We start from the raw sequence: 24,048 nt of genomic DNA on the forward strand, positions 1-24,048 counted from the left end.
TGCCCGGCCCGGGCGCCCCCGGCTGGCATCCCCGCCCGCCGCCGGCACGCGAACGGGCCCGAAGCGCGGCGCGCTCCGGGCCCGGACCGGCCGACCGTCCCCGCGTTACGCCCGCCGGGCCGTCCGCCGGTCGAGGTGGGCGACCACCTGCGTGTGGAACCGGGCGACGGCGTCGTCGACACCCCGGATGAAACCCGTCTCGGCGTTGCCGCGCGTGCCGCCCACCGACTTCGACAGCGAGAGCCGGAACCCGGTGATCTTCGAGGAGTCCTTCGGCAGCAGGTCGCCCGGCTCGGGCCGCAGCCGTTCCAGGGTGCCGCGAGGCCCGGCGGCGGCGCCGTCCGTCAGCGTCTCGACGTGCAGGTCGGCCGGCGCCTCGGCGAGCTGACGGACCAGCCGCTTGACCCAGCTGAGCGGGTAGCCCTGCTCGGGGGCCGGGATCTCGATGGAGGTGCGCAGCTTGCCGACCCGCAGGTCCGCCGTGATCCCGATGGTCCCGACGGTGTCGTCGATCCGGATCTCCGCGTTCAGCCGGCCCTCGGCGCAGAGGCGGTCGGCCAGCGCCGAGCGCCGCGCCCGCGGGTCCTCGCCGCGCCGGTTCCGCTGGGCGGGCAGCACGGTGACCCCGAGCTCGCCGCCGAGCTGGAGGCAGACCTGGCGGATCAGCCGCTCCCAGCTCTCGATGACCTGCGTCGCGCGCTCGTCGCCCGCGGCCAGGGTCTCGTCGTCGATGCCCTTGCGGACCGGCACCCAGGCCGGGCCCATGTTCTGGAACCCGTGGCAGCCGGAGTTCTCGTGCTGCAGGTAGTGCAGGAGCTCCTGCAGCAGCCAGGCGTGCGCCGGGTTGCCGACGCCCTCGTGGCGGATCAGCATCCTCGCCTGGTAGGCGACCTCGGCCCAGGACAGGTGGCAGAGCATCACCTTGTGCTTGCGGCGCCCGTCGATCTTCACGGAGACCAGCGGGCTGCCCTCGAGCGCCACGTCGTTGGAGAGGGTGATGACCGCCTCGTAGCCGCGCCGGGCGGCGATGTCCATGTAGTCCTGGACCTGGTCGGCCTTGAGCGGGTTGCCGTTGGTCTTGCTCTCCAGCAGCGCCGTCCACAGCCGCCCGGCCCGCTCGACCCGGATGACGCCGTCGGGGCGCTTGGGGGAGTCGCCGTGGGGGAGCGAGACCTCGGCGAAGGTCTCCATCCGGCCCGCGGGCGCCCCGAACGCGGCGGTGAGCCGACGGCCGAACTCGGGCACCTCGGACATCACCGACAGCAGGACGGACGTCGCCCGGACCTCGCGCTCGCGGTCGCTCTTGAGACTGGTGGCGGGGAAGAGCCGGGCCCGGCGCCAGCCGTCGTTCTCGGCGAGCGACGGCTTGGCGGTCTTCGGCAGGGTCACCTTCTTCCGCGCCGTCCGCAGCCGCTTGGGCGCGGCCGGTGCGGCCGGGTCCGCGGGCACCGCGGGCTCGGCCGCGGGAGACGGGGCCTGGGCCGGGACCAGCACCTTGGCCTGCGGGTCGGCCGTCCCGGCCGGCTCGGCTCCGACGGCCGGCGCCCCGGCCCCGGCCCCGGCCGACGGGGTGTCGTCGCCCGTGGTGTCGTCGTTCGGGGTGTCGGCGTCGCCCTCGTCGTCCTCGATGTCGATGCCGAAGTCGGTGGCCAGCCCGGCCAGTCCGGTGTCGTACCCCTGTCCGACGGCGCGGAACTTCCACTCCTCGTTGCGCCGGTAGATCTCGCCGAAGACGAACGCGCTCTCGCTGTCCGCGTCGGTGATGGAGAAGCCGAGCAGCCGCTCGCCGGTGGCGTCGGCCAGTTCGAGCCGCAGGTCGTCCAGCCGGCCGAACGCGGCCCGCTGGTGGCGGCTGGCGGCGATCACCAGGCGCTCGACCTCCGCGGGCACGGCGGCCAGGTCCAGCCGGATGCGGTCCTCGGTACCGGCCTCCGTCGGGGTCCGCCCGAGCAGCTCGACGCTCCCGTCCCCGGCGGCCGGGTGGTTGTAGAAGAAGAAGTCGGCGTTGCTGCGCACCTTGCCGTCCGCGGTCAACAGCAGCACCGACACGTCGGCGTCCCCGTCACCGTCGGGGCTGCTCCAGCCCAGGCTCACCAGGACGGAATCGGCGCTCTCGCTCAGCGCCGCGAGCCCGACGTTGGCACCCTTGACCATGTCCTGCACGGATGTCCCCCAGAGGAACGGGGCCACGCCGACGGAACCGGCGCAGCCGTCAACTGTTGCTGCCGCTGGCGTCCGACCGGTCCGACCAGTCCGACCAGTCCGACCGACAGCGAGCCTAGTACCTCTGACGAGTGCTCTGGCCAGGCTTCATGCAGATTGTCTGCACGCAATCGGAATGTGATCTTTCTGTCCCCCCTCGCACACCGCGACCCCGAGAACCTTCGGCGGTGCCCACCCGAACGGGTCAGCACGCCTCGCCGTCACGGCGGTTGTTGCGAAGCATGGGGGAGGTACGGGCCCTGGCCGTCGGACACCGATTCAGGAGAGCGATTCCCGGTGCGCGAACTCCACACCCTCCCGAAGAGTCCCCCGAGCCGTGCGCGAGGTGCGGGCGCGGCCGGCCGCCGGTGGTGGACGGCGCCACGGGCGGTGGCCCTGCTGGCGATGGTCACCGGCGTCGGCGTCCTTGCCGCCTGTAGCAGCTCCTCGACCAATCCGTCGATCAGCTCGTCCTCCGGGCCGGCGCCCGAGACGACGCTGAGCACCACCCCCAACCCGTCGTCCTTCTCCGGGGAGCCGCCCTCCGCGCTCGCCTCGACGGCCGAGTCGGCGCTGGCCTCGGTCTCGGCGGCGGCCGCTTCGGCCGCCGCGGCCGCGGCCTCCTTCGAGGCGTCGGTGTCGGCGCAGGGCGTCCAGGCCCGGGAGCGGGCGGCGGCGGCGCTGGGCGTGCTGGAGAACGGCGGCAACGCGCTGGGCGACGTCACCATCACCGGGTTGTCGCGGGCGAACACCGGTGGGCTGCACGCCGTCGTGGTGACCATCACCAACAGCGGGCTCGACACGGCCTCCTACGCGGTGCAGGTGGACTTCACCGACACCAGCGGAAAGTCGGTGGACAGCGCGGTCGTCGGCGTCGAGAACCTCCCGGCGGGGGAGACGGCGGCACCCGTCGCGTTCAGCCGCAAGCCGCCGGACCAGAAGCTGCTCCCGGTCGTGGTGAAGGCCCTGCGCTACTGACGGCCCCCACCGACGCCGACCCCGCGCCGGTCGGCGCGGGGTCGGCGTCGCAGGCCGCTACGGCAGCGGGATGCGGACGATCTGCGGGTCGTGGTCGCTGAGTTGGGCGGCGAACTCGCTGTTGAGGTGGACGATGTCGTACGCGTAGGCCTTCGCGGCCAGCGCGGGCGAGATCAGGATGTGGTCCAGCACCTGCGAGTTGCCCTCGTACACGTAGGTGTAGCGCTCGGTCAGGGACAGGGTGCGCGGCAGGTCGACCAGCGCGCCGCCGGCGGTCAGGATGTCGGCGGTCTGCGAGAACTCGAAGTCGTTGAGGTCGCCGAGCACGATCACCGAGGCGTTCGGGTCCACCGCGAGGATCTGGTCGGTGAAGGCGCGCACCACGGTGGCCTGGGCGTGCCGCTGGGTCTCGGAGGGGCGGGCGGGCTGCTGGTAGCGGCCGAAGAGGGGCTGGTCGCCGCCCTTGGAGTTGAAGTGGTTGGCGATCACGAAGACCGGTCGGCCGTTCCACCGGAACTCGCCGGCCAGCGGCTTGCGGCTGGCGGCGAAGGCCGGGTTGCCGGGGTCGATCCGGCCGGGGGAGTAGGCGAGGGAGGGGGTGCCGGCGGTGGCGACCACCGAGTCGGCGGTGGTGGCGCCCGCGCCGGGCCGGTCGGTGAAGCTCAGGCCGCGGTCGGTGCGGTACAGGAACACCTGGCGGATGTTGCCGCCGGGCTGCCCGCCGTCCTGGTCGTTCTGCGGGTTGATCTGCCGGTAGGAGTACGCCGGGCCACCCGCCGCGGAGATGGCGGCGACGAGCTTGGCCACCGTCTGGTCGGCGGCGACCGTGCCGTTGTCGGTGGCGCCGTTGTTGTCCTGGATCTCCTCCAGCGCGACCAGGTCGGGCGCGCGCAGGTTGGTGACCACGCCGGCCGCGAGGCCGTCGAACTTGCTCTGCGGGTCGCCCGGGGCGAGGTTCTCCACGTTGAACGTGGCCACGGCCAGCTGGTCGGCGGTCGGCGCCGCCGTGGTCTCGGGTGCGATGCCGCCGGGGGTGACCGTCGGGGTGGCGGTGACCAGCAGCTTGAAGTTGCCGAAGGAGTAGTCGAGGACGCCGACCGTCGCGCCGGCCAGGGTGTCCCCGGTATCGGCGGTGGGGGTGGGGGCCAGTACGTCGTCGACGATCACCCGCTCGGGGTTGCCGTCGGTGGCCTGGAGCAGGACGCCGCCGCGGCCGGTGCGGGTGGTGCTGCCCTGCGGCACCACCGGGATCTCGCCGAACGAGGTGCGCGGCCCGACCACGGCCGCGTTGTCGAGCTCGACCCGCATGCCCTCCAGCGACTCCCAGAAGTCGATGCCGTCGGTGGCGGGCTTCAGGGGTCCGGCGCTCTCCACGTCGCCGGAGGCCGTGCCGGAGATCAGTGCGGCCGGCGGCACCCGGCCGCCGCTGCCGACCACGGTCGGCGCGGGCAGCGGGGCGCCGTGCGCCAGGACGGCCACGGCGGGGGCGGTCAGCTCGGTGGTCGTCAGGTTGGTGGCGCCGCCGGTACCGCCCGGGCGGTACTCGCTCACCGTGCCGCCGACCGTCACCGAGTCGCCGACCGCGACCCCGGGCGCGCCGGTCGTGTAGACGTAGAGCGCCTCGCTGGTGGCCGGGTCGGCGTCCGGCACCGGGTCCTGGTACCAGAACCCGCTCGCGCCGACCGCCGTCACCACGCCGGGCACGGCGCTGACGGACTGCCCGTTGCGGGGGGACAGGTGGGCCGCGCCCTGCACGTCGTGTATTCGGGTGCCGCCGCCCGAACCGCCGCCGGGGGAGGAGGAGTTGCGCGGGGCGGGCGCGGTGAGTGCGAAGTCCGCCGCGTTGCTGTCGGTGTCCGTGGCGCCGCCGCCCGCGCGCAGGGCGGCGGTGGTGTTGGACAGGTTGCCGGTCGGCGTGCCCTCGGCCGAGCTCGCGGTGCCGCCGTACCCGAGCAGGTCCTTCACCCCGGGTTGCGTCGCACAGCCCGAACCACAGGTCAGGGCGGTCGAGTTGGTCACCAGCGCGACCTTCCCCGCGGTCGCGCTGAGCGCCAGCGTCCCGGTGGCGTCCGGGGTCGGGAGCGCCGCACCCGCGCCGGCTCCGGCGGCCTCCTGTACCAGGTAGTACCGGCCGGGGGCGATCGACCCCGACAGGGTGGTCCGCGACCAGGACGATCCGGCCGCCGAGGCGTACTGCACGGTCCAGCCCGTCACGGACACCGCGGTGGTGCCCCGGTTGTACAGCTCGATGAAGTCGTTGGTGTAGGGGGCGCCGGAGTTGCCGCCACCGCCGTACACCTGGCTGATCACGATGTCCGGCGAGACCGCCTGCGCGGTGCCACCGGGAAGGGCCAGCAGAGCACCGACCACGACGGCGGCGGAAGCCCCCGCCACGGTGCGGAGCCGGACTCGGTCATTACGCCGCATGGGCGTCCTCCTGACGACCTGACGACCAGTGGAACTTCGGGCGCTGCGTGTCTAGCAGTGCCATCCCTGCCTTACCGCGGGCTGGGCCCAACGGCCAGACGTACAGCGGGAGAACAGTTCGGCGGGCCGTCGCGCGCGGCGTAGCGGCGGCCGCCTCTTGCCGTGGAGGCTACCGGTGGGTAATTCTTGCTGACTCCACGTCCAACAAAGGAGCCGTATGCCTCCCGTCGAGTCCGCCGCCGCCACCGGCCCCACCCCCGCGGCCGACCCCGCCGAGGTCGCGGAGGTGGCCGTCCCGCTGCCCGCCCGCTACGGCCCGGGCGAGGCGGTCGTCCGCTACCGCCGGCTGGGCACCGGCACCCCGCTCCTGCTGCTGCACGGCATCGGCCACCACTGGCAGGCCTGGGATCCGGTGCTGCCCGCGCTCGCCGAACGGCACGACGTGATCGCCGTCGACCTCCCCGGCTTCGGTACCTCGCCGGCGCTGCCGTCGGGCGTGCCCTACGGGCTGGACGCGGTCGTCCCGGTGCTCGGGGAGCTGTGCGCCGCACTCGGCGTCGAGCGGCCGCACGTGGCGGGCAACTCGCTCGGCGGCCTCCTGGCGCTCGGGCTCGGACGGGCCGGGCTGGCCCGGTCGGTGACCGCGCTCTCCCCGGCCGGGTTCTGGACCGAGGCGGAACGCCGGTACGCCTTCGGGGTGCTCGCCGGGATGCGCCTCGGCGCCCGGCTGCTGCCGGAGCCCGCCGTCGAACGGCTCTCCCGCTCCACCGTCGGCCGCACCCTGCTGGTGAGCACCGTCTACGCCCGCCCCGGCCTGCGCTCGCCCGCCGCGGCCGTCGCCGAGACGCGGGCGCTGCGCCTCGCGACGGGCTTCGAGGAGACCCTCGCCGTCGGCCGCACCATCCGCTTCACCGGGGACGTCACGGCCGCGCCCGTCACCATCGCCTGGGGCACCCGGGACCGCATCCTGCTGCGCCGCCAGGGCGTCCGCGCGCTGCGCGAGATCCCGGCGGCCCGACTGGTCCGCCTGCCCGGCTGCGGGCACGTGCCGATGAGCGACGACCCGGGGCTGGTCGCCCGGGTCGTCCTGGACGGCTGCGCCCGGGCGGAGGGCGGACGGCTCAGTCGGTCAGAGTGATCCGGATGCCGATCGTGCCGCGCTCGCCGCGCCGCAGCCGGCTGCCGAGCAGGGTGAGCACGCCCAGCAGGCCGTACTTCTGCCGCAGCAGCGTCCGGTAGGCCGCCGCCCGCTCGGGGGCGAGGATCTCGGCGGTGGCCGGGTACGCCTCACCGGTCGGCTTGCCCCGGACGTCGCACGGGCCGACCAGCACATCGGCCCGGTTGCGGATCCGCTTGACCTTCCAGGAGTCGGCGACGGTCCAGATGCCGAGCGCCTCGCCGTCGCGGACCACCCAGACCGGGGTCGGCACCGCGGTGCCGTCCTTCTTGTACGTGGTGACCAGCAGGTAGCTCCCGGCGGAGAGCCTGACGAGCCGTTCGAGGCGGTCCGGCGGCGGGGTGGCGGCGTTCATAGCCGGTGAGTCTAGGGCCTGTCCGTCCCGGGTGCCCGCCGCCTGCCACCCGGGCCGGCGGCGGGCCGGGTGTCAGGGGGTGACGATGGGGAACGACTTGTCGGCCGTGGTGACCAGGCCGAGCAGCCGGGCGAGCAGCGCCGGGTCGCCCTCGTGCTCGATGCCGGCCAGGCCCCCGCCGACCAGCAGCCCGAGCAGCTGGGGCCTGGTCAGGGTGAGGACCAGTCCGGCGGGCGCCCGGCGGCCGCCGTCGAGGGCGATCGGCCGGTGGGTGAGGGCGCCGTTGCGCAGGGTCAGTCGGTACCGGCTCTGCTCGTCGGTGAGGACCAGGTCGATCGTCAGGTCCTCCTCCCAGGCGCGCGGGCCGTCGATGCGGATCGCGACGGAGTCCAGCAGCATGGCGACGGTCAGGGCGGTCACCAGCTCCGGGCTGGCCGTGTCCAGCAGGACCGGGGTGGCGCCCTCGCGCAGTTCGACGGCGGCCATCAGGTAGAAGTTGCGCCAGGGGCCGTTCTCCGCGCCCTGGCCGAGCCGCCGGTAGACGTCCGCCAGGGCCTCCTTGGCGGCGGCGTTCGACGCGTCGGCGAAGACCACGTGGTTGAGCAGGGTGGCGGCGAACCGGAGGTCCCCCGCCTCGGCGTAGCCGCGGGCCTTGGCGATCGCGGCCGCGGGTCCGCCGGCCACCTCGACGTACCGGACGGCCTGCTCCACCGGCGGGTGCTCCCACAGATGGGCCACGTTGCCGTCGAACCAGCCGAGGTAGCGCTGGTAGACGGCCTTGATGTTGTGGTTGAGCGAGCCGTAGTAGCCGCGCGCGTGCCAGCGCCGCTCCAGACCGGGCGGCAGCCGGAGCTCCTCGGCGATCTCCGGCCCGGTCAGGCCGTCGTTGAGCCGGCGCAGCGTCTGGTCGTGCAGGTACGCGTAGAGGTCGCGCTGTTCGGAGAGGAACGCCACCACGTTGTCGTGGCCCCAGGTGGGCCAGTGGTGGGAGGCGAACGCCACGTCGTACCGGTCGTCGAAGTACTCGATCGCCTCGTCCAGGTAGCGGGACCAGATCCGGGAGTCGCGCACGACGGCTCCGCGCAGCGTCAGGATGTTGTGCATGTTGTGCGTGGCGTTCTCGGCCAGGCACAGCGCCCGCAGCTCGGGGAAGAGGAAGTTCATCTCGGCCGGCGCCTCGGTGCCGGGCGTGAGCTGGAAGACGATCCGCACGCCGTCGACGGTCTCCTCCTGCCCGGTCCGGGTGATGTCGACGGTCGGCGGGATGAGCGTGATGGTGCCCGTCGAGGTGGTCATGCCCAGGCCGGCGCCGATCTGGCCGTCCGGGGCCTTCGGCAGCCGGTCGCCGTACATGAAGGTGGCCCGCCGGGTCATCGCGTTGCCCGCGTACACGTTCTCGCTGACCGCGTGCTCCAGGAACCCGGTCGGGGCGATGACCGGCACGCCCTCCTCGGTGCCCCGGGGCAGCACCCCCCGGGCGCCGCCGAAGTGGTCGCCGTGCGAGTGGGTGTAGATCAGGCCGGTGACGGGCCGCTCGCCCCGGTGCACGCGGTAGAGGGCGAGGGCGGCGGCGGCCGTCTCCGCGGAGATCAGCGGGTCGATCACGATCACCCCGCGCTCGCCCTCGACGAGCGTCATGTTCGACAGGTCCAGGCCGCGGACCTGGAAGACCCGGTCGGTGACCTGGTAGAGGCCCTGCCGTGCGCAGAGCTGCGCCTGCCGCCAGAGACTGGGGTGGGCGGTGTCCGGGCAGTCGGCCTCGAGGAAGTCGTACGCGTCGTTGTCCCAGATCACGCGCCCGTCGGCGGCCTTGATCACCGCCGGGACCAGCGCGCCGAGGAAGCCCCGGTCGGCGTTCTCGAAATCCGTGGTGTCCTCGAAGGGCAGGGCGGTCATATGTCGCTCCGTTCCAAGGCGGCGGGCTGCGGCGACCCGCACACATCACGCCATCAGAACACCTTGGAATGAATGCCGCATTTCGGACATCTGTGCGGGTTTGAGCCCCGTTCGACAAGGCCCGGACCGGGCGGGCCGGGTCAGGCCCAGAGGTGGGAGCCGAGGGTGGTGCCCTCCGGGGCGCCGGGCAGGACGTAGGCGACGGCCGAGGCGGTGTGCTCGACGAAGGGGTTGAGCGCGTCGCGCTCGGCGAGGCGGTTCTGGACCCGGGTGAACTGGCCGGGGTCGCGCATGAAGGCGCAGAACAGCAGGCCGCTGTCACCGGGGCCGTCGTCGTAGCTGTAGCCGCGGCGCAGCATCCGGGCGCCGCCGTCGAGGCGGGGGCCGGTCAGGCGGACGTGGGCGGTGGCGGGGATGACGTAGGCGCCGTCGGGGTGCTTGGCGTAGAGGTCCGGCTCGTCGTGCTCGGCGGTGCCGGTCAGCGGGGCGCCGTCACCGGCCCGGCGGCCCATCACGAGGTTCTGCCGCTCCTCGGGGAGGGCGGCGAACGCGGCGGTGTCCATCCGGATCCGCCGGTAGACCAGGACGGTGGCGTTCTCGTGCGGTCCGGTCGGGCCCCAGACCCACTGGCGGGCGGCGTCCTCGTCGGGGTTGGCGGTGCCGTCCTTGAAGCCGAGCAGGTTGCGGGGCGTGGCGCCCGGTGCGGTCCGGGGCAGGAAGCCCGACTGCGCCCAGCGGGGCGCGGCGCCGGCGGACCGGGCGGCCGTGGTGGCGAGTTCGGCGACGACGGCGAGCGTCCAGTGGTCGGCGGCGCACAGCTGGAGCAGCAGGTCGCCGCCGCTGCGGGCCGGGTCGAGGCGGTCGCCGGGGAAGGCCGGCAGGTCGGCGAGTCCGGCCGGGGCGGCGAGGGCGAGCCGGGTGGCGAGGGCCGGGCCGAGGCCGACCAGCGAGGTGAGCCGGGGTGTGCCGTCATCGGTCCGCAGCCGAGGGTCGGGCGTCGGTCCGGCCGTCGCCGCCAGGGTGCCGGTCCAGGCGGTGAGGACTGCGCGCAGGGCCTCGCGGTCCGCGGCGGCGGAGGCCTGCGGGAGGTCGAAGGCGAGCAGCTTCGTCGCCGGGAGCTGTGGATGCGTCAGTCCGGCCTGCCGGGCGCCGTGGAAGGGGATCGGCGCCTCGGGCGGCGGCGCACCGGTGGTGGCGTCGGACCGCCCCGGCGAGCGGTCGCCGTCCGCGACTTCGCCGACCGCCGCGCCGACTCCTGCGGCGAGTACCGCACCGGCCGCCAGCAGCGCCCGCCGCCGCAGCCCGACACCGGACCTGGCGGACGGGTTCGACGGCGCATTCTCCGGTTCGGTCGGCATGCACCCTATTGGAGGCGATAGAACACGTACCATGCAAATCACGTCTTCTGATCGCCAGTCACCTCGCAGGGCCGCTGTGGCCGTCGCGACCGCCGGGGCCGTCGCCGTCGCCGTCGCCCTGGCGGCCGCGGGGTGCTCCTCCACCGGTCCGGCGGCGGAGGACGCCAAACATCCGGCCGGGACCGTGGTCCGCGTGCCGGAGGACTTCCCCAGTGTCCAGAAGGCGGTGGACGTCGCGCGCGAGGGCGACACGGTGCTGATCGGCCCCGGCACCTACCGCGAGAGCGTGCACCTCGCCAAGCGGAACGTCGTGCTGCGCGGCACGGACCGCTCCGCGGTGGTGTTCGACGGCGGGCTGAAACTGGCCAACGGCATCACCGCCACCGGGCCCGGCTCGGTGGTGGAGAACCTCACCGTCCACGGCTACCTCGCCAACGGCGTGCTGTTCACCGGCGTCACCGACGAGAAGCTGCAGCAGCGCGGCGCGGGCGGCTCGGCGTACGACCCGCTGGACACCGCGCGCTTCCCGCCCGTGGAGGGCTTCCGGGCGACCAGGGTGACGGCGTACAACAACGGCCTGTACGGCATCTACGCCTTCGACGCGCGCGCCGGGGTGATCGAGGAGTCCTACGCCTCCGGGCACGCCGACTCGGGCATCTACGTCGGCCAGTGCAAGCCGTGCGACACCCTGGTGCGCGGCAACACGGTGGAACGGAACGCGGTCGGCGTCGAGTTGACCAACGCCTCGGACGGGCTGTCGATCCTGGGCAACCGCGCGGCGGGCAACCGGGTGGGCGTCACGGTGAACTCCAACGACCTGGAGGCGCTGGCCCCGCAGCACGGCGCGGTGATCGCGGGCAACGTCGTCGTCGACAACAACGCCGCCGACTCTCCCGAGCAGGCGGACGGCGGCTTCGGCATCGGCATCGGGATCGGCGGCGGCACCGCGAACCGGGTGGAGCGCAACCTGGTCCGGGGCAACCGCGCGGCCGGTGTGGTCGTCACCGACCCGGCGGGCCACCCGGCGAGCGGCAACCGGGTCGAGGGCAACCAGGTGGACGGCAACGGCGCCGATCTGGTGCTCGCCTCCGTCGACCCCGGAAACTGCTTCAGCGGCAACCGGCCGGCCAGGCAGAGCCCGGACGGCCTGGAGGCCGCGGCGGCGTGCGGCGGACCGGGGCGCGGGCCGCTGGCCGCCGGTCGGCCGGCTCCGGTGCAGGCGCCACCCGGCGTCCCGTTCAGCCGGGTGCCGGCGCCGCCCGCGCAGCCGTCGCTGCCGGACCCGGCGGCGCCCGGCCGACCGGCGACCGGCCTGCCGGGGGCGGTGGACCCGGGGGCGTACCCGCTCCCGACGGACCCGGGCGCGCTCCCGCCGCAGCCGGCGGGGTGACGTCCGGCGTGCGGGGTCAGGCAGGTGGGAGGCCTCAGCCGGTGAGCCAGGGGGCCTCGGGGAGCTTGGCGGTGTCGTCACGCCCGGCGAAGTCGACCGTGGCCGGGGTGCCCAGACCCGGCATCCGCATCGTCACCCGCCGCAGCCCGCCGTCGCCGTCGACCCAGTAGGTCAGCGGCGACCGCTCGCCGTCGGGCGCCGCACCCTGGGCGCGCGGCCCGGCGAACCGGTCGTAGCCGCGGCCGTCGATGCGGTCGTGGCCGAGCAGGCGCGCGCCGGACTGGGCGAGCAGCAGCGGGTTGTCGGGCCGGTCGGCGCCGAGTTCGACGATCAGCTGGAGTCCGGCGTCCAGCGGGTCCGCGGTGTAGGTGCGCGGGGACCAGCCCTGCCGGGGGATGCGCTCGGCCTGCTGCCAGGCCGGGCCGCCGGCGCCGGCCGGTTCGGGGGCGAGCCCGAGGCCGCCGGCGTCCCAGACGACCAGGCCGTGGTCGAGCGGGCCGTTCGCCCCGGTGACCTGGTAGCGGCCGGTGCCCCGGCGGGTGCGGTAGTCCACGACGCCCTCGACCCGGACGTCGACGCCCCCGCCCTCGGCGGCGGTGAGCGTCACCGCGACCGGACTGGCCTCGAAGAGGTTCAGCCGCGACAGGGCCAGCCGGGAGGCCTCGTCGACGGTCACCGGCCGCTCCTTCGGCCCGTCGTCGGCGGCGCGGTAGGCGACCAGGCCGCCCGCGGCGGTGGCGCACACCGCGAGGGCGGCCAGGCTCCTGAGCCAGAAGGTCCGACGACGCGGCCTGGGGGTGTCGGCCTTCGTCTTCCGGGCCATGCGGGTGCCTTCTCTCGTGGGTCGGTCGGTTGGTTGGTTGGTTGGTCAGGCGGTCGGGCACAACACACGGGCGGGTCCGGGGACCTGAGGTCCGCGGACCCGCCCGATCAGTGCGGTACCCGCCCGGGCCGGTGCGGGCCCGGGCGGGGGTGGCCTACCGGAAGCGGGCTCCCGGCAGTGGCCTGACGGCTACCGCTGCTGGGCCCGGCGCCGGCGCGCCAGCAGCACGATCGCCGCACCGAGTCCGGTCAGCGTTGCCGCACCGGCCAGCATCACCGGGATCCCCTCGCCCGCACCGGTGCTGGCCAGGTGCGATCCGGGGGCGGGGAGCGGCGCGGGCGGGGCTGGCGCCGGGGGTGCCGGAACCGGGGCCTGCGTCTGCGTCGGCACGGGCGTCGGCGTCGGGGTCGGCGTAGGCGTCGGCGTCTCGGTGGGCGTCGGGGTCGGGGTGGGCGTCGGCGTCGGGATCAGCCGGTTGACGGCCGTCACCTCGACTCCGGCGGCGAGGTTGTCGGCGTTCAGCACCAGCGGCCCGAACACCGTGCTCTCCGGCGCGGAGTAGCCCTCGGGCGGGCTCACCTCCTGCCAGTAGTACGTCCCCGGCACACCGCTGCCCTTGCAGAGGCCGTCGGCCCCGGTGGTGCAGGGCTCGCCGACCGCCTTGTCGGCCTTGTCGCCGGTGGTCTGCAGCCCGTCGGTGCCGTTGGTCTCCTTCCAGAGCCGGAACTTCGCGCCCGCCAGCGGCTTGCCGTCCTGGTCGTGCTTGACCAGGCGCAGCGCGCCCTCCTGCTGCCGGAACCCGAAGTCGTAGGTGTGGTCGTTCTCGCCCGGTCCACCGGTGGTCAGCGCCCGTTCGGCGTACTGCCCGCCCGCCGGGACGACACCCTTGGAGTCGATGAAGGCGTTGTCGCCGACGTCCGCGTCGGTCGGCACCCACTGGTACAGCGGGCCGCCCTTGGCGTAGTCGGCGGGGTTGTCGAGGCGCACGGTGTACTTCGTGCGCGGCTTGAGGCCGCCGGTGACATTGGAGTCGTCGAAGTAGTACTCACCGCGCGCGGTGGTCTTGGTGGTGCCGACGAGCTTCCCCGTCTCGTCGTACAGGTCGACCGTCGCGCCAGGTACGGGGCGCTGGCCCGGGCGCTGGATGCCGCTGCGCTCGGGGTCGTACCAGACCCGGTTGCCGATCTGGAGCGGGGCCTGGTCGCAGAGCACCTCCAGGTCGCCCATCGAGGCGCCCTTGCCGAACGGGGCGACCTCGCCCTGCGGGGTGAGCCGGAAGCCGAACTTCGGGTCCTGCGCGCCGCTGCGCTGGAGGAACGACGTGCCGTAGCCGAGCGCGGTGTGGTTGGGGTCGAAGGCGGAGGTCGCGATGGTGTTCTCGACCTTGGAGTCGGCCATGCCCGCGAACGCCGTGTTGCGGTGACCGCCCCAGCTGGTGTCGAAGAAGCGGGTGCCCCGGGGGGACAGTCCGCAACCGCCGTTGGTGTCCATCACATAGGCGCCGTTCGCCGGGCAGGCCTTGTTGAGGTCACCGCCCGACATGACGGAGGAGTAGGGCACACCGGACGGCCCGCGGTCGGCGAAGCGGTCGCGGAAGGCCAGCAGCATCGAGCCGTCGGTCTCGAAGGCGATCTCGCCGAGCTCGGGTTCGGGCTGGGCGATGGTGGCGTTGCCGCACGCGTTGCCGTTCTGCGAGGTCGGCCACGTGTTGGTCCACGGGAACCAGGCGGCCCCGTCGCAGGGGCCCCCTCCGACGGTCGTCTGGCGCGGGTAGTCCAGCGGCTGGTTCAGGACCGGCGCCGCGAAGGCACCGGTGGCCAGGTCGAACGGCAGCACCACGGCCCGCAGGTCGGAGGCCTTGCCGGTCGACTCGCCCGAGCAGACGCCGCCGAGGAAGCCGGTGCCGTCCTGGAGGCCGAGGCCGAACGGGCGCCAGTCCCCGGCCGCCGGGCAGCCCGGGTCCGGGACGGGGTAGGCGGCCTTCGGCGCGGCGGCCGTGGGCGCGGTGGCGTCGTAGCGGTAGAGCTTGCGGTCGTTGAGGTTGACGACGAAGAGGTCCTTGCCGTCGTCGGTGACCTTGATGCCGCCGAGGCTCTCCTTGCCCGGTACCGCGAGGAACCCGTCGTCGGTGCCGCCGCCGTGGGCGGTGGTGCCGGTGTTCGGGACGGTGGCGAACAGCGTGGTCCGCTTCGTCTCGACGTCGGTCACGTAGATCCCGCCCGCGCCGCCGGGGCCGTAGTCCGTGGTGCGCTTGGCGACGGCCGAGGAGAACACCCGCCGGTCGGCCCGGCTCCACGCGATGCCGTACAGCGTGCCGGTCTCGGCGTTGGTGGCGATGTTCGTGGCGTTGGCGTCCACGCCGTCCTGGCCGCGCGCGCTGTACGGGAAGGAGACCAGCGTGCGCTGCGTCCCGCCCTCGCGCGTCGTGGGCTGGCAGGTCGTCACCAGTGTGGCGTTCTTCTGACAGTAGTCGCCGGGGCTCCACAGTCCGGTGGTGAGCGCCGCGTTCTTGCCGCCGGAGAGGTCGACGAACTCCTCGTTGCTGCTGAGCTGGTTGGGCGCGCCGTCCAGGCCCTGGCGGGAGGCGAAGGCCGGATAGAGCTTGCCCGGCTTCGGATTCACCACCTGGACACGGTACTTGCCGCCGGTGAGCTTGGTGCCCGGCACCAGCGTCACCGTGCCGTCCGCCGCCGTGGTGCCCTCGACGCCGGCCCCCGCGTCGTCGGTGAGGGTCACCTTCACGCCGGCCATGCCGGGCTCCAGCGCGGGCGTCCACACCCCGGTGGTGTCCACGGCCCGCACCACGCGGACCGTCACCGTCCCGTCGGCCGCCTGCGGGAACGCGGCCGGGGCGGCCAGTAGCGAGCACGCCCCGATTCCGAGGAGCAGCGCCGCGGCGCCGCCCACGGTACGGCGGCCGAGCACTCCCGGCCGCCGCCGCTCCGGGCCGCGCGCGGCACCGGATTCCTGTTCACGTGTGGTTGTCATCCCTGCTCTCATCGTGCAGTTGGGCCTGCCGCCCCGACCCCGCGAGGGAGCTCGCGTGTGGCGGAAAGCCGCCATTGGTAATGGGAGCCTAAAGGGATTTCGGACAAGTTCGCAGGGAAACGAGGAACTTTGACGAATGACCAGACGTCTCCCGTGAGGTTGCGCTCTGACGGTCCGTCAGTCACCTAGAGCCCAGCCGGCGGCGCGCCGACACCACCGCCGCCCGGAGGGAGCGGGCCGGCCGTCGTCGACCGCGCCCGCCCACGGCGGTGGAGCCGCCCAGCGCCGTGGAGCCCGTCCTGGTGAAGGTGAGCGGGGCCGCCGCGGCCATCGCCCCGGCGGCGGCACCCGCCCCCGGGGTGCCGTACCGCCGCCGGCGGGCCAGCGCCCGTCCGCCCGCCCAGAGCGCCAGCGCCCCGCACAGCGTGACGGCCGTCCAGCCGGCCGGGCCGAGTGCATGGTCGGCCCGCTGGATCGCGCGCGGCAGGACGCCCGTCGCCGGGGCCTCGGCGGGGGAGGAGGCGGCGCCGGCCTCCTCGACCAGCTGCCCGACCGGCTGGACCTTCCCGATCGCCGCGAACCCCCAGTCGAGCAGCCCGGCCGCCTCGTCGTACACCGTCGACTGGGCCTCCGGGTGCATCACCGTCACCAGCAGCGTGCGCCCGCCGCGTTCGGCGGCGCCGGTGAAGGTGGCCCCGGCGTTGGTGGTGTAGCCGTTCTTCACCCCGATCAGGCCGGGGTACTTGCCGAGCAGCCGGTCGGTGTTGGCGATGTCGAAGGCGGTGCGCTGCCCGGTGGTCTTGTCCACCCCGCCGGGGAAGCGCGCGGTGCGGGTGGAGCAGTACGCGCGGAAGTCCCGGTTGCGCAGCCCGGCCCGGGCGAACAGCGTGAGGTCGTACGCCGAGGAGACCTGACCGTCCTGGTCGTAGCCCTCGGGGGACACCACGTGGGTGTCCCGGGCCTGCAGCGACTCGGCGCGGGCCTGCATCTGGGCCACGGTCTGCGCCAGCCCGCCGTTCATGTGGGCGAGCACGTGCACCGCGTCGTTGCCGGAGCTGAGGAAGACGCCCCGCCAGAGGTCCTCCACCCGGTAGGGCAGGTTCTCCTTGATGCCGACGAGGCTGCTGCCCGCGCCCAGGTCGGCCAGCTCCGCGGGCGCCACCCGGTGTTCCAGCGAGCGGTCGAACTTGGGCAGCACGGTGTCCGCGAACAGCATCTTCAGGGTGCTCGCGGGCGCCAGCGGCAGATGTGCGTTGCGGGCCGCCAGCACCTCGCCGGTGGTCGCGTCCGCGACCAGCCAGGACCGCCCGCTCAGCCCGGTCGGCAGTGCGGGCGCCCCGGCCAGCGGCGCCACCTGGACGGCCGGGCGGGCCAGCCGCGCGCCGCCGACCACGGCCGCCGCGTCCTGTCCGGACCCGCCGGGGGCCGCGGTCCCGGACGCCGCGGACGCCGCGGGCGCCGCGGCGGCGGGGCCCGCCGCGACCAGGGCGAGGACGGCGCAGGCGGCGGACAGCCTCCTGACGTGCTGTGACATCTGCTGCACATCGCGAACGTACCCGCGTCCCGCCCGCCCCGCCGCGCCCAGTGCTCCGTCCGGGCACCCGCTCAGGGCGCGCCCGGTGGCCGTACCGCCGCCTCGATGCAGGTTCGGCGGCTACTGGCGGTACCGGCTCAGCCAGGACGACGCCCCGCCCGCGGAGGACCTGGTCGAGGCGCAGGAGCGGCTGGCGGCGGCGCAGGCCACCGGCAAGGCCGGGCGCCGCCGAGCCGCGCGCGCCCGGCGGGAATCGTCAGACCCGGCCCAGCGGGAGCAGGTACTGGACGGGTTCGTCCAGGTCGTCCAGGGCGAGCAGCTCATGGGCCAGGTCGTCGTGGAGGCCGCCGAGCGGGGTGGTCGCGAGGCCGAAGGCCGCGGCGGTGAGCAGCAGGGTCTGCGTCACGTGGCCGGCCTCCAGCAGGCCCAGGCGCAGCGCCCGCAGACCGTAGCGGCGGCGCAGCAGGCCGAGGTCGAGGTAGACGGCGAGCAGGGCGGGGGCGTCGTCGATGCCGACGAAGTCCGGGTCGTCGGCGCGGCGGGAGAGGTAGGAGGAGAGCGCCTTGAGTTCGGCGAGGGCGGGGGCCGGGCCGATCCGGCGCAGCGCGCGCTGCTCCGGATCGCAGTGGTAGGTGCCGGCCTCGAGGCCGGTCACGTCCCGGGCCACCAGGCGCAGCCGGACGGTGTAGAGGGCGCCGGCGCTGGGGTAGGGCCGGTGCCGGCGGGTGCGGACGGTGCCGTCGGCAAGGGGCTGCCGGGAGTCGTGGCTCGGGGCGTGCGCGGACCACAGGACGCCGCCGAGGGTGCCCGCGGTGAGCGGCCCGTGCAGCGGGCCCCGGGCCGAGGTGCGGCTGTGCAGGGCCTCGGCCAGCGACAGCTGCGGCAGGGGGTCGGCGGCCAGCGGGATCGCGGGGAGCCGGGTGCGGGCCGCGGGGGCGGGCGGCAGCTCGCGCAGGGCGGTGTCCTCGGACCGGCCGATCTGGAACTTGCTGCGCTCCAGGTACTGGTGGTCGGCGGCGCGGTGGCCGGTGGGGAAGAAGGCGGGCGCGTCCTCGGTCTCCAGGAGGCTGCGGGCGGCGAGGCGGCACACGGCGCGCTCCTCGTCCGGTCCGACGCCGAGGCGGTTGAGCAGCATGTGCAGCTGGGAGGCCCAGATCCAGGGCAGGCGGTGGGCCTGGTCGGGAGGGACGGCGGCCTTCAGCCGCGCGTCGGCGGCACGGACCTGGTCGGCCCACTCGGCCAGCCAGGGGGAGGCGGCGCCGCTGTCGAGGCTCACCCGCAGGGCCCGGGCGCGGCGGGCCAGGGCCTGCCGCTGCAGGGCGAAGACGGAGTTCACCCGGGTGTGGACGGCGCTGCCGGGCAGCGGCTCGAACTCGGTGGTCCACCGCCAGGAGGCCGCGTGGCGCCGCAGCCACTGGGCGGCGGCGAGTTCGTCCAGGCCGAGCGCGTGGGCGGTGGTGTGGGCGAGGTCGAGGGCGAGCGGCAGCCGGGCCGACGGCTCGGGGGCGGCCCGTAGGGCGCGGACCGCGGCGCGGGAGGAGTGGATGAACACCTCCTCGGCGATCGGGAGGGCGGCCGGGCCTCCGTAGCGCTCGGTCTCGGGCCGGTAGGGCACGGCCTGGACCTCGCCGTGGCGGGAGGGCCAGGGGCCGTCGACAGCGGTGCGGCCGGCGGCGAGCCGGGCGAGGGCCGCGGCGAGCTCCTCGGCCGGCGGCCGGGCGGCGGGCGTGCCGCGCAGCCGGATGCGCAGGTGGGGGCCGCCCTCGCCGTAGCGGATGAAGAACCAGTGGGCGCCGGGGTGTTGCCCGGTCAGGTCGTCCAGCAGGGGTGCGAGGTCGTCCGTGAGGAAGGAGTCGGTGTCCTCGCGGGTGGTGTGCAGGGCGAGGTGGAGGCTCTGCCAGGCGTCGGCGGGTGCGGCCTCGGGGGCGCTGGGGTGCTGGTGGGTGGTCATGAGGTCCTCACGGGGCGGGCCGGGGAAGGAGCGGGTCGGGGAAGAGGGGGCGGGCCGCTGCGGCCGGCGTCACGGGAACGGGTGCGGGTGGAGCGGGAGTTCGTCGTGGCGCAGCGGGCGGGCGGTGCGGCCGAGCCGGTGCGGTACCTCCAGCAGCCGGGGCAGGCCGAGGGTGCGGCGGTTGACGTGGCCGAAGGTCATCGGGAGGGCGCCGGGGACGATCACCTTGGCGCAGTGCAGGCCGAGCCGGTCCCGGACGCCGGGTTCGTCCTGGGTGACCACCAGCACCTCCAGGCCCTCGGCGGCGAACCGGTCGACGGTGCGGTCCAGGAGCCGGCCCAGGTCGGTCACAGGCTCGGGCGCGCCGGGCCAGCGGTCCTGCCACGGCGCCTCGGAGCCGGGGGCGAACAGGAAGTCGAGGCGGGGCTGCGCCTCGGGCAGGGTGTTGAGGCCGACGTGGTCGTCCAGGGTGACGACCAGCTCGGGCCGGTCCAGCATCGGGCGCAGCCGGTCCGGGTCGCGGACGCCACCGGGGCCGTTGGGGCGGTGGGCGGCCTCCTGGACGTTGGTGACGACCTCGGCGACCGCCGAGCGGATGGCCGCCCGCGGGTCGTGGTGGGCCCCGGCGGCGAGGAAGCTGCGGGGTGCCCGGGGGTGGGTGCCCTGGTAGCGGCAGAGGGCGAGCACGGCGGGGATGCCCAGGTCGTTGGTGGCGTCGAGCAGGGTCAGCCGGTAGCCGAGGAGGGTGGCGCGATCGGCGAGGTGGGCGACTTCGGGGTCGTCGGTGGGCACGGTGACGGCGGGCAGCGGCGCACCGGTGTACCAGGCCATCAGAAAGGCGTCGCGTTCGGCGACCTCGAACAGGCCGTACAGGGCGGCCTCCTGCGGGCTGTTGCCGAGTCCGCAGCCGTTGGAGGACTCGTAGACCACCCGCGGACGCTCCCGGTCCGGCGTGTCGGGGACGTCCCAGTAGGCGACGTGTTCGGGTACGGCCAGGGCGCGGCCCCGGGTGAGCGACCAGCCGTACACCCAGTCCAGGACGAGGTCCGGGGTGTAGGGGACGGTGCGGCGGTCGGGGTGGCCCTGGTGGGCCGGGTCGGGCAGGCCGAGCCGGGCGGGGTCGACGGCGCGCTGCGGGCCGAGCTCGGCGTACCCGGCGCGCAGCACGGTGCGCCGTCCGGTGGGGCGCATCCCGGCGAACCGCTCCACCCCCTCGAACAGGGCGATGCGTTCGCTGGTGCGGAAGTCGCGGGCCCGGCCGTAGCCGCCGGCGTCGATCAGCCGGCCGTCCGTCACCCAGGCGGTGGTGAGGGCGAAGGCGGAGTCCTCGGTGCGGAAGAGCCGGCGGACGGGGCCGAAGCGCTCGTCGTACAGCTCGGCCCGCAGCAGGTCCGGTCCGGTGCGGTCGTTGGCGCCGCGCAGCACCTCGGGGTCGGGCAGCGGCCGGGGCCCGGCGGGCGGCCGGGCGGCGTCGGCGCGGTCGGCCGGCAGCGGGTGGCAGACCGGGCAGCCGCCGACCGGGCGGACGCGGTGGGTGGACCAGGTGGCGCGGTTGCCGTGGACGATGTGCACGGTCGCGCCGGGGGCCTCCTGTTCGGCTAGCAGATCCTCGGCGAGCAGGGCGACGGCCTCGGTCAGCGCCGGGGTGCCGGTGCCGCCGAGTGCCAGCCGGGGGCTGTGCCAGGGGACCCGGCCGCCGGCGGTGGCCAGCCGCTGGTACTCGGTGCAGTGGAGGCAGGCGGCGGCGCCGGGGTGGAGCACCGGGCCGACCACCGTCAGCGCCCCGTCCTCGCGTACCGGTACGAACCGCACCGGGTGTTTCAGGGCGTGGCGGCTCAGCTGTTCGGCCAGTTCGAGGGTCCACTCGGTGAGGTGGACGACGGCCGTGCCGGCCGTGGTCTCCAGGGCCCGGGCCGGGGTCAGGACGGGCGTCGGAGCGGGCTGGTCCAGGGCGGATGAGGCCGGGTCGGGGCGGGCCGGGGCGGTCATCGGTGCCCTCCGGAGGCGGCCGGGATCAGGACGGTGAAGCCGCAGGCGCGCAGGCCGGCGGCCAGCGGGTGGTCGGATCCGCCCGGGGGCCGCCAGAGCGCGGTGCGCAGTCCGGTCAGCCGGTGGAGGGCGGCCCGCAGGGCGGGTTCGCGGTCGGCGAGACCGGCCAGCCAGTGGTCGGTCCAGCCGTCGTCCGCCCATTCGGCGGGCCGGATCCCGGCGGCGGCGAGCGGGGCGCAGGCCCCGGACAGGGCGGTGTGGTCGGCGGTGCCGAGCGCGTGGTCGGCCATCGTGCGGGTGAGGGCCACGAGTGCGGCGAGGGCGGCCGCGTCGGCCGGGGTGGCCTCCACCGCCCGGGCGGGCGGGGCCGTGGAGGTCCGGACGGTGGCCACGAAGACCTGCTCCGAGCCGAGCCGCCGGACGGTCATGGCGGCCTCGGGGTGCAGCCGGCGGGTGAGGGTGGTCCACCAGTGCCGGGCCTGGGGGTGGTCGCGCCAGCCGTCCTCGGACGGCTCCGGCCCGGTGTCGGCGGGCCGGGCGAGGGCGGGCCGGGCGAGGGCGGCGCGGCGCAGCGCGCGCCCCAGGGCGTGGTCCGAGGTGGCGCCGACCACCGCGCCCTCGGCCCCGGCGGACCGGTCGGCGGACAGGTGGAGTTCGGCGGACCGGCAGACGGCCTCCAGCCGGGCCAGGTCCGTCCGGACCGCCCCGGCCACCAGGGTGCCGGCCGGGGTGCGGCAGGAGGCCAGCGCGGCGGGGAGTTGGGGCAGGCCGCCGGGCAGGGGTGCGTCGAGCACGCCGAGGCGCGGGTCGCCGAGGGCGTCGGCGCGGCGCAGCGCCTCGGCGAGGTCCACCGGGGCGGGGGCGTCCGGCGGGTGGCCGGGGGTGGGCGGTCCCGCGGCCCAGGGGTGGTAGTCGGCCCGGGACGGTCGGGCCTGGGCGAGCAGCACGGCGGGGCGGCCGGTCAGCAGGCGCGGGTCCTGGTCGGGGTCGGACGGATCGGGCAGGCCGGTGATCGCGCAGAGGAGGCGCTGGGCGGCGGCCCCGGCGAGGAGCGCGCGCAGGGCCGGCGGCGTGTCGGGCGCGGGCGGTGCGTCGGAGGCGGGACCGGCCGGTGCAGCGGTCCGGCGCAGGCGGGTGGCGAGCGCCGAGGCGTCCGCGCGGGCCCGGGCGGGGTCGGCGGGTGCGGTGACGAAGCCGTCGCCGGCGTCCACCACCACGGCCACCGGCGGTGTGGTGGCGGCGGCCAGCACCCGCCCGGTCGGCAGGGCCGGGTCGACGGTGATCTCGGGGGTGGTGCCCGCCCGGGTGAGGGCGTCGGCGAGGGCCAGGGCGAGCGGATGGCCGGGGTGCGCCGCGGTGATCACCGGGCGCGCGGCGGTGAGCGCCTTGGCCGCCTCGGCCGGGTGGGCGGCCACCGAGCCGGGCCAGGGCGGGAGTTCGGTCCCGTCGGGGTGCTCGACCAGCAGGTCGTGCTCGCGCAGTCGGGCGGTCAGGGTGGCGAGCGCGGCCTCCACCCGGGGGTCGGGCGGGGAGGCAGGGGTGCTCGGGGCATCGGCTGCCGCCTCGCCGAGCCGGTCGCGGAGCTGTCGCCACAGGGCCGGGAGCGCCCGGCTGCCCTCCAGGGTGACGGCGCCGTCCCGGCCGCGCAGGTGCAGCCCCGCCCGCAGGGGAGTGGCGGCGACCCCGGGGCGCAGCCTCGGCCGGCCGGCCGGCTCGCGGGGTGCCACCGGGGACGGTTCGTCGGACGGCTCGGTGGGCGGGCCGGTGTGCGCCCGCGCGTGGTCGGCGCTCACGCGGACCGCTCCACCGCGTCGACCACGGCGCCGAGCCGGGCCCGCCAGTCGTGGCCGGTGACGTCCGGCACGGCCCGCACCACCAGGTGGGCCGCCAGGTAGCGCTCCAGCGGCTGGACGTCGCAGATCGCGAGCAGCCGGTAGAGCGCGTTGGTACAGGCCCGGTAGATCAGATAGTCCGGTCGGCTCCACATCGTGCCCTGCGGGTCCGAGCGGCTGAGCAGGCGGTGGAACTCGCTGTACCGGGTGCGGGCGTCCCGGTCCCAGCGTTCGGCGGTGGCCGGATCTCCGAGGGCGGCGGCGCGCTCGCGGTACTCCTGCGGGTCGCCGCCGAGGTCGGCGCCGGCCGCCAGCCGCTCCGCGGTGAGCTGCCAGGCGGTGGCGGACCACTGCGCCCAGACCTGCTCCCAGCCGTCCGCCGCGCCGCCGGCGATCCGGGCGACCAGGGCGGTGACCGTCGGCCGGGTGGCCTGTCGGCGCTGCTCGAAGGCCGCGCGCAGCCGCCCGTGCGGGTCGTCGTGCACCAGGAAGTCCTCCAGGTGCGAGACGAAGGAGTAGTGACCGCCGACCAGACCGTCCGGGTGGGCGCTGGCATGGGCGGTGAGCGCCGCGACCGCCAGCCGGACCCGGGCGGCCGGGGCGTCGCCGTGAGCGCCGAGCACATCGCAGGCGGAGCGCAGCGCGGGCAGGCCCAGCCGCAGCAGGTCGTCGCGGAGTGCCAGGCCGTCGGCGCCGAGCAGGGCGCGCAGCGAGGACCGGTCGACGGGTTCGATGCGGACGGTGTTGTCGGGCACCAGCGGGCCGTACGGCGGGGCGATCAGTTCCGCGCGGCCGGCCGCGGCGGCCTGTTCGAGCAGCTGCTGCTCGGTGAGGTCGGCGACCGAGGGGTGGGTGCGGGCCCGGTCGCGCAGGGCGTCGGCGGTCCGTTCGGCGGTCGCGGCGACGAGCTCGGCCGGGCCGCGCAGCCGCAGCCGGACATGCGGGCCGTACAGCCAGTGGCGTTCGACGTGGACGGTCAGCCCGGCGGCGGCCGCGCGGTCGGCGAGCGGCAGGACGGCCTCGCGCAGCAGCGGGGCCTTGGTGGGGTGGCGGTGGTACAGGACGACGTCGCGGGCGGTGCTGTCCGGCTGGTCGTCGGCCGGGTGGCTCATCGGGTGTCTCCTTCGCGAACGCCGGGCGGACCGGTC

The 24,048-nt window shown here is 75.5% G+C and carries 15 protein-coding genes; 3 read left to right on the plus strand and 12 right to left on the minus strand.

The window, feature by feature from the left end:
- Nucleotides 1–105 precede the first annotated feature (105 nt).
- Entirely contained in the window at nucleotides 106–2,154 is a 2,049-nt protein-coding gene (locus ACIGZJ_RS15175) for a TerD family protein (RefSeq protein WP_396457670.1), read from the minus strand.
- Between the two features lie 345 nt (nucleotides 2,155–2,499).
- Here ACIGZJ_RS15175 and ACIGZJ_RS15180 point away from each other — a divergent pair, with 345 nt between their 5' ends.
- Nucleotides 2,500–3,180, plus strand: coding sequence for a hypothetical protein (locus tag ACIGZJ_RS15180; protein ID WP_396457618.1), 681 nt, complete (start codon nucleotides 2,500–2,502; stop codon nucleotides 3,178–3,180).
- A gap of 57 nt (nucleotides 3,181–3,237) precedes the next feature.
- Here ACIGZJ_RS15180 and ACIGZJ_RS15185 read toward each other — a convergent pair whose 3' ends face one another.
- The gene (locus tag ACIGZJ_RS15185; RefSeq protein WP_396457619.1) at nucleotides 3,238–5,607 is read right to left on the minus strand and encodes a lamin tail domain-containing protein; all 2,370 of its coding nucleotides are present in this window, start codon (nucleotides 5,605–5,607) and stop codon (nucleotides 3,238–3,240) included.
- A gap of 217 nt (nucleotides 5,608–5,824) precedes the next feature.
- Between ACIGZJ_RS15185 and ACIGZJ_RS15190 the strand changes: the two genes are divergently transcribed.
- Nucleotides 5,825–6,745 (plus strand): alpha/beta fold hydrolase, encoded by a 921-nt coding sequence (locus tag ACIGZJ_RS15190; RefSeq protein ID WP_396457620.1) that lies wholly within the window; start codon nucleotides 5,825–5,827, stop codon nucleotides 6,743–6,745.
- On the opposite strand, the gene ACIGZJ_RS15195 is transcribed toward ACIGZJ_RS15190, so the two are convergent.
- From ACIGZJ_RS15195 to ACIGZJ_RS15205, 3 genes are all read right to left on the minus strand, one after another.
- The gene (locus ACIGZJ_RS15195) at nucleotides 6,729–7,139 is read right to left on the minus strand and encodes a PPOX class F420-dependent oxidoreductase (RefSeq protein WP_396457621.1); all 411 of its coding nucleotides are present in this window, start codon (nucleotides 7,137–7,139) and stop codon (nucleotides 6,729–6,731) included. The two genes, ACIGZJ_RS15190 and ACIGZJ_RS15195, sit on opposite strands and share 17 nt — an antisense overlap.
- 72 nt (nucleotides 7,140–7,211) lie before the next feature.
- Nucleotides 7,212–9,035 (minus strand): alkyl/aryl-sulfatase, encoded by a 1,824-nt coding sequence (locus ACIGZJ_RS15200; RefSeq protein ID WP_396457622.1) that lies wholly within the window; start codon nucleotides 9,033–9,035, stop codon nucleotides 7,212–7,214.
- 140 nt (nucleotides 9,036–9,175) lie between these two features.
- Nucleotides 9,176–10,393, minus strand: a complete 1,218-nt coding sequence (locus ACIGZJ_RS15205) for a Dyp-type peroxidase (protein ID WP_396457623.1) — start codon at nucleotides 10,391–10,393, stop codon at nucleotides 9,176–9,178.
- 76 nt (nucleotides 10,394–10,469) lie between these two features.
- Between ACIGZJ_RS15205 and ACIGZJ_RS15210 the strand changes: the two genes are divergently transcribed.
- Nucleotides 10,470–11,783, plus strand: a complete 1,314-nt coding sequence (locus ACIGZJ_RS15210) for a right-handed parallel beta-helix repeat-containing protein (protein ID WP_396457624.1) — start codon at nucleotides 10,470–10,472, stop codon at nucleotides 11,781–11,783.
- 34 nt (nucleotides 11,784–11,817) lie between these two features.
- Here the strand turns inward: ACIGZJ_RS15210 and ACIGZJ_RS15215 are convergent, their stop codons facing one another.
- The 7 genes from ACIGZJ_RS15215 to ACIGZJ_RS15245 all read right to left on the minus strand — a co-directional run bounded on the left by ACIGZJ_RS15215 (nucleotide 11,818) and on the right by ACIGZJ_RS15245 (nucleotide 24,012).
- The gene (locus ACIGZJ_RS15215) at nucleotides 11,818–12,606 is read right to left on the minus strand and encodes a hypothetical protein (RefSeq protein ID WP_396457625.1); all 789 of its coding nucleotides are present in this window, start codon (nucleotides 12,604–12,606) and stop codon (nucleotides 11,818–11,820) included.
- 189 nt (nucleotides 12,607–12,795) lie between these two features.
- Nucleotides 12,796–15,594, minus strand: a complete 2,799-nt coding sequence (locus ACIGZJ_RS15220; RefSeq protein WP_396457626.1) for an SdrD B-like domain-containing protein — start codon at nucleotides 15,592–15,594, stop codon at nucleotides 12,796–12,798.
- A 181-nt stretch (nucleotides 15,595–15,775) separates the two neighbouring features.
- The gene (locus ACIGZJ_RS15225; protein ID WP_396457671.1) at nucleotides 15,776–17,128 is read right to left on the minus strand and encodes a D-alanyl-D-alanine carboxypeptidase family protein; all 1,353 of its coding nucleotides are present in this window, start codon (nucleotides 17,126–17,128) and stop codon (nucleotides 15,776–15,778) included.
- A gap of 256 nt (nucleotides 17,129–17,384) precedes the next feature.
- Complete coding sequence (locus tag ACIGZJ_RS15230; RefSeq protein ID WP_396457627.1) at nucleotides 17,385–19,079, minus strand: thiopeptide-type bacteriocin biosynthesis protein; 1,695 nt, start codon at nucleotides 19,077–19,079, stop codon at nucleotides 17,385–17,387.
- Between the two features lie 69 nt (nucleotides 19,080–19,148).
- Entirely contained in the window at nucleotides 19,149–21,068 is a 1,920-nt protein-coding gene (locus ACIGZJ_RS15235) for a TOMM precursor leader peptide-binding protein (RefSeq protein WP_396457628.1), read from the minus strand.
- Nucleotides 21,065–22,861, minus strand: coding sequence for a hypothetical protein (locus ACIGZJ_RS15240; protein WP_396457629.1), 1,797 nt, complete (start codon nucleotides 22,859–22,861; stop codon nucleotides 21,065–21,067). The genes ACIGZJ_RS15235 and ACIGZJ_RS15240 overlap by 4 nt, the downstream gene beginning before the upstream one ends.
- The gene (locus tag ACIGZJ_RS15245) at nucleotides 22,858–24,012 is read right to left on the minus strand and encodes a lantibiotic dehydratase C-terminal domain-containing protein (RefSeq protein WP_396457630.1); all 1,155 of its coding nucleotides are present in this window, start codon (nucleotides 24,010–24,012) and stop codon (nucleotides 22,858–22,860) included. The genes ACIGZJ_RS15240 and ACIGZJ_RS15245 overlap by 4 nt, the downstream gene beginning before the upstream one ends.
- Nucleotides 24,013–24,048 lie beyond the last annotated feature (36 nt).

Source organism: Kitasatospora sp. NPDC052868 (genome assembly GCF_044547105.1).
Taxonomy (GTDB): Bacteria; Actinomycetota; Actinomycetes; order Streptomycetales; family Streptomycetaceae; genus Kitasatospora.

Bases quoted from the DNA above. Each gene is read 5' to 3' on its own strand.
- ACIGZJ_RS15175 (WP_396457670.1), bottom strand. From the start codon at position 2,154: ATGGTCAAGGGTGCCAACGTCGGGCTCGCGGCGCTGAGCGAGAGCGCC.
- ACIGZJ_RS15185 (WP_396457619.1), bottom strand. From the start codon at position 5,607: ATGCGGCGTAATGACCGAGTCCGGCTCCGCACCGTGGCGGGGGCTTCC.
- ACIGZJ_RS15190 (WP_396457620.1), top strand. From the start codon at position 5,825: ATGCCTCCCGTCGAGTCCGCCGCCGCCACCGGCCCCACCCCCGCGGCC.
- ACIGZJ_RS15195 (WP_396457621.1), bottom strand. From the start codon at position 7,139: ATGAACGCCGCCACCCCGCCGCCGGACCGCCTCGAACGGCTCGTCAGG.
- ACIGZJ_RS15200 (WP_396457622.1), bottom strand. From the start codon at position 9,035: ATGACCGCCCTGCCCTTCGAGGACACCACGGATTTCGAGAACGCCGAC.
- ACIGZJ_RS15205 (WP_396457623.1), bottom strand. From the start codon at position 10,393: ATGCCGACCGAACCGGAGAATGCGCCGTCGAACCCGTCCGCCAGGTCC.
- ACIGZJ_RS15215 (WP_396457625.1), bottom strand. From the start codon at position 12,606: ATGGCCCGGAAGACGAAGGCCGACACCCCCAGGCCGCGTCGTCGGACC.
- ACIGZJ_RS15220 (WP_396457626.1), bottom strand. From the start codon at position 15,594: ATGACAACCACACGTGAACAGGAATCCGGTGCCGCGCGCGGCCCGGAG.
- ACIGZJ_RS15225 (WP_396457671.1), bottom strand. From the start codon at position 17,128: ATGTCACAGCACGTCAGGAGGCTGTCCGCCGCCTGCGCCGTCCTCGCC.
- ACIGZJ_RS15230 (WP_396457627.1), bottom strand. From the start codon at position 19,079: ATGACCACCCACCAGCACCCCAGCGCCCCCGAGGCCGCACCCGCCGAC.
- ACIGZJ_RS15235 (WP_396457628.1), bottom strand. From the start codon at position 21,068: ATGACCGCCCCGGCCCGCCCCGACCCGGCCTCATCCGCCCTGGACCAG.
- ACIGZJ_RS15245 (WP_396457630.1), bottom strand. From the start codon at position 24,012: ATGAGCCACCCGGCCGACGACCAGCCGGACAGCACCGCCCGCGACGTC.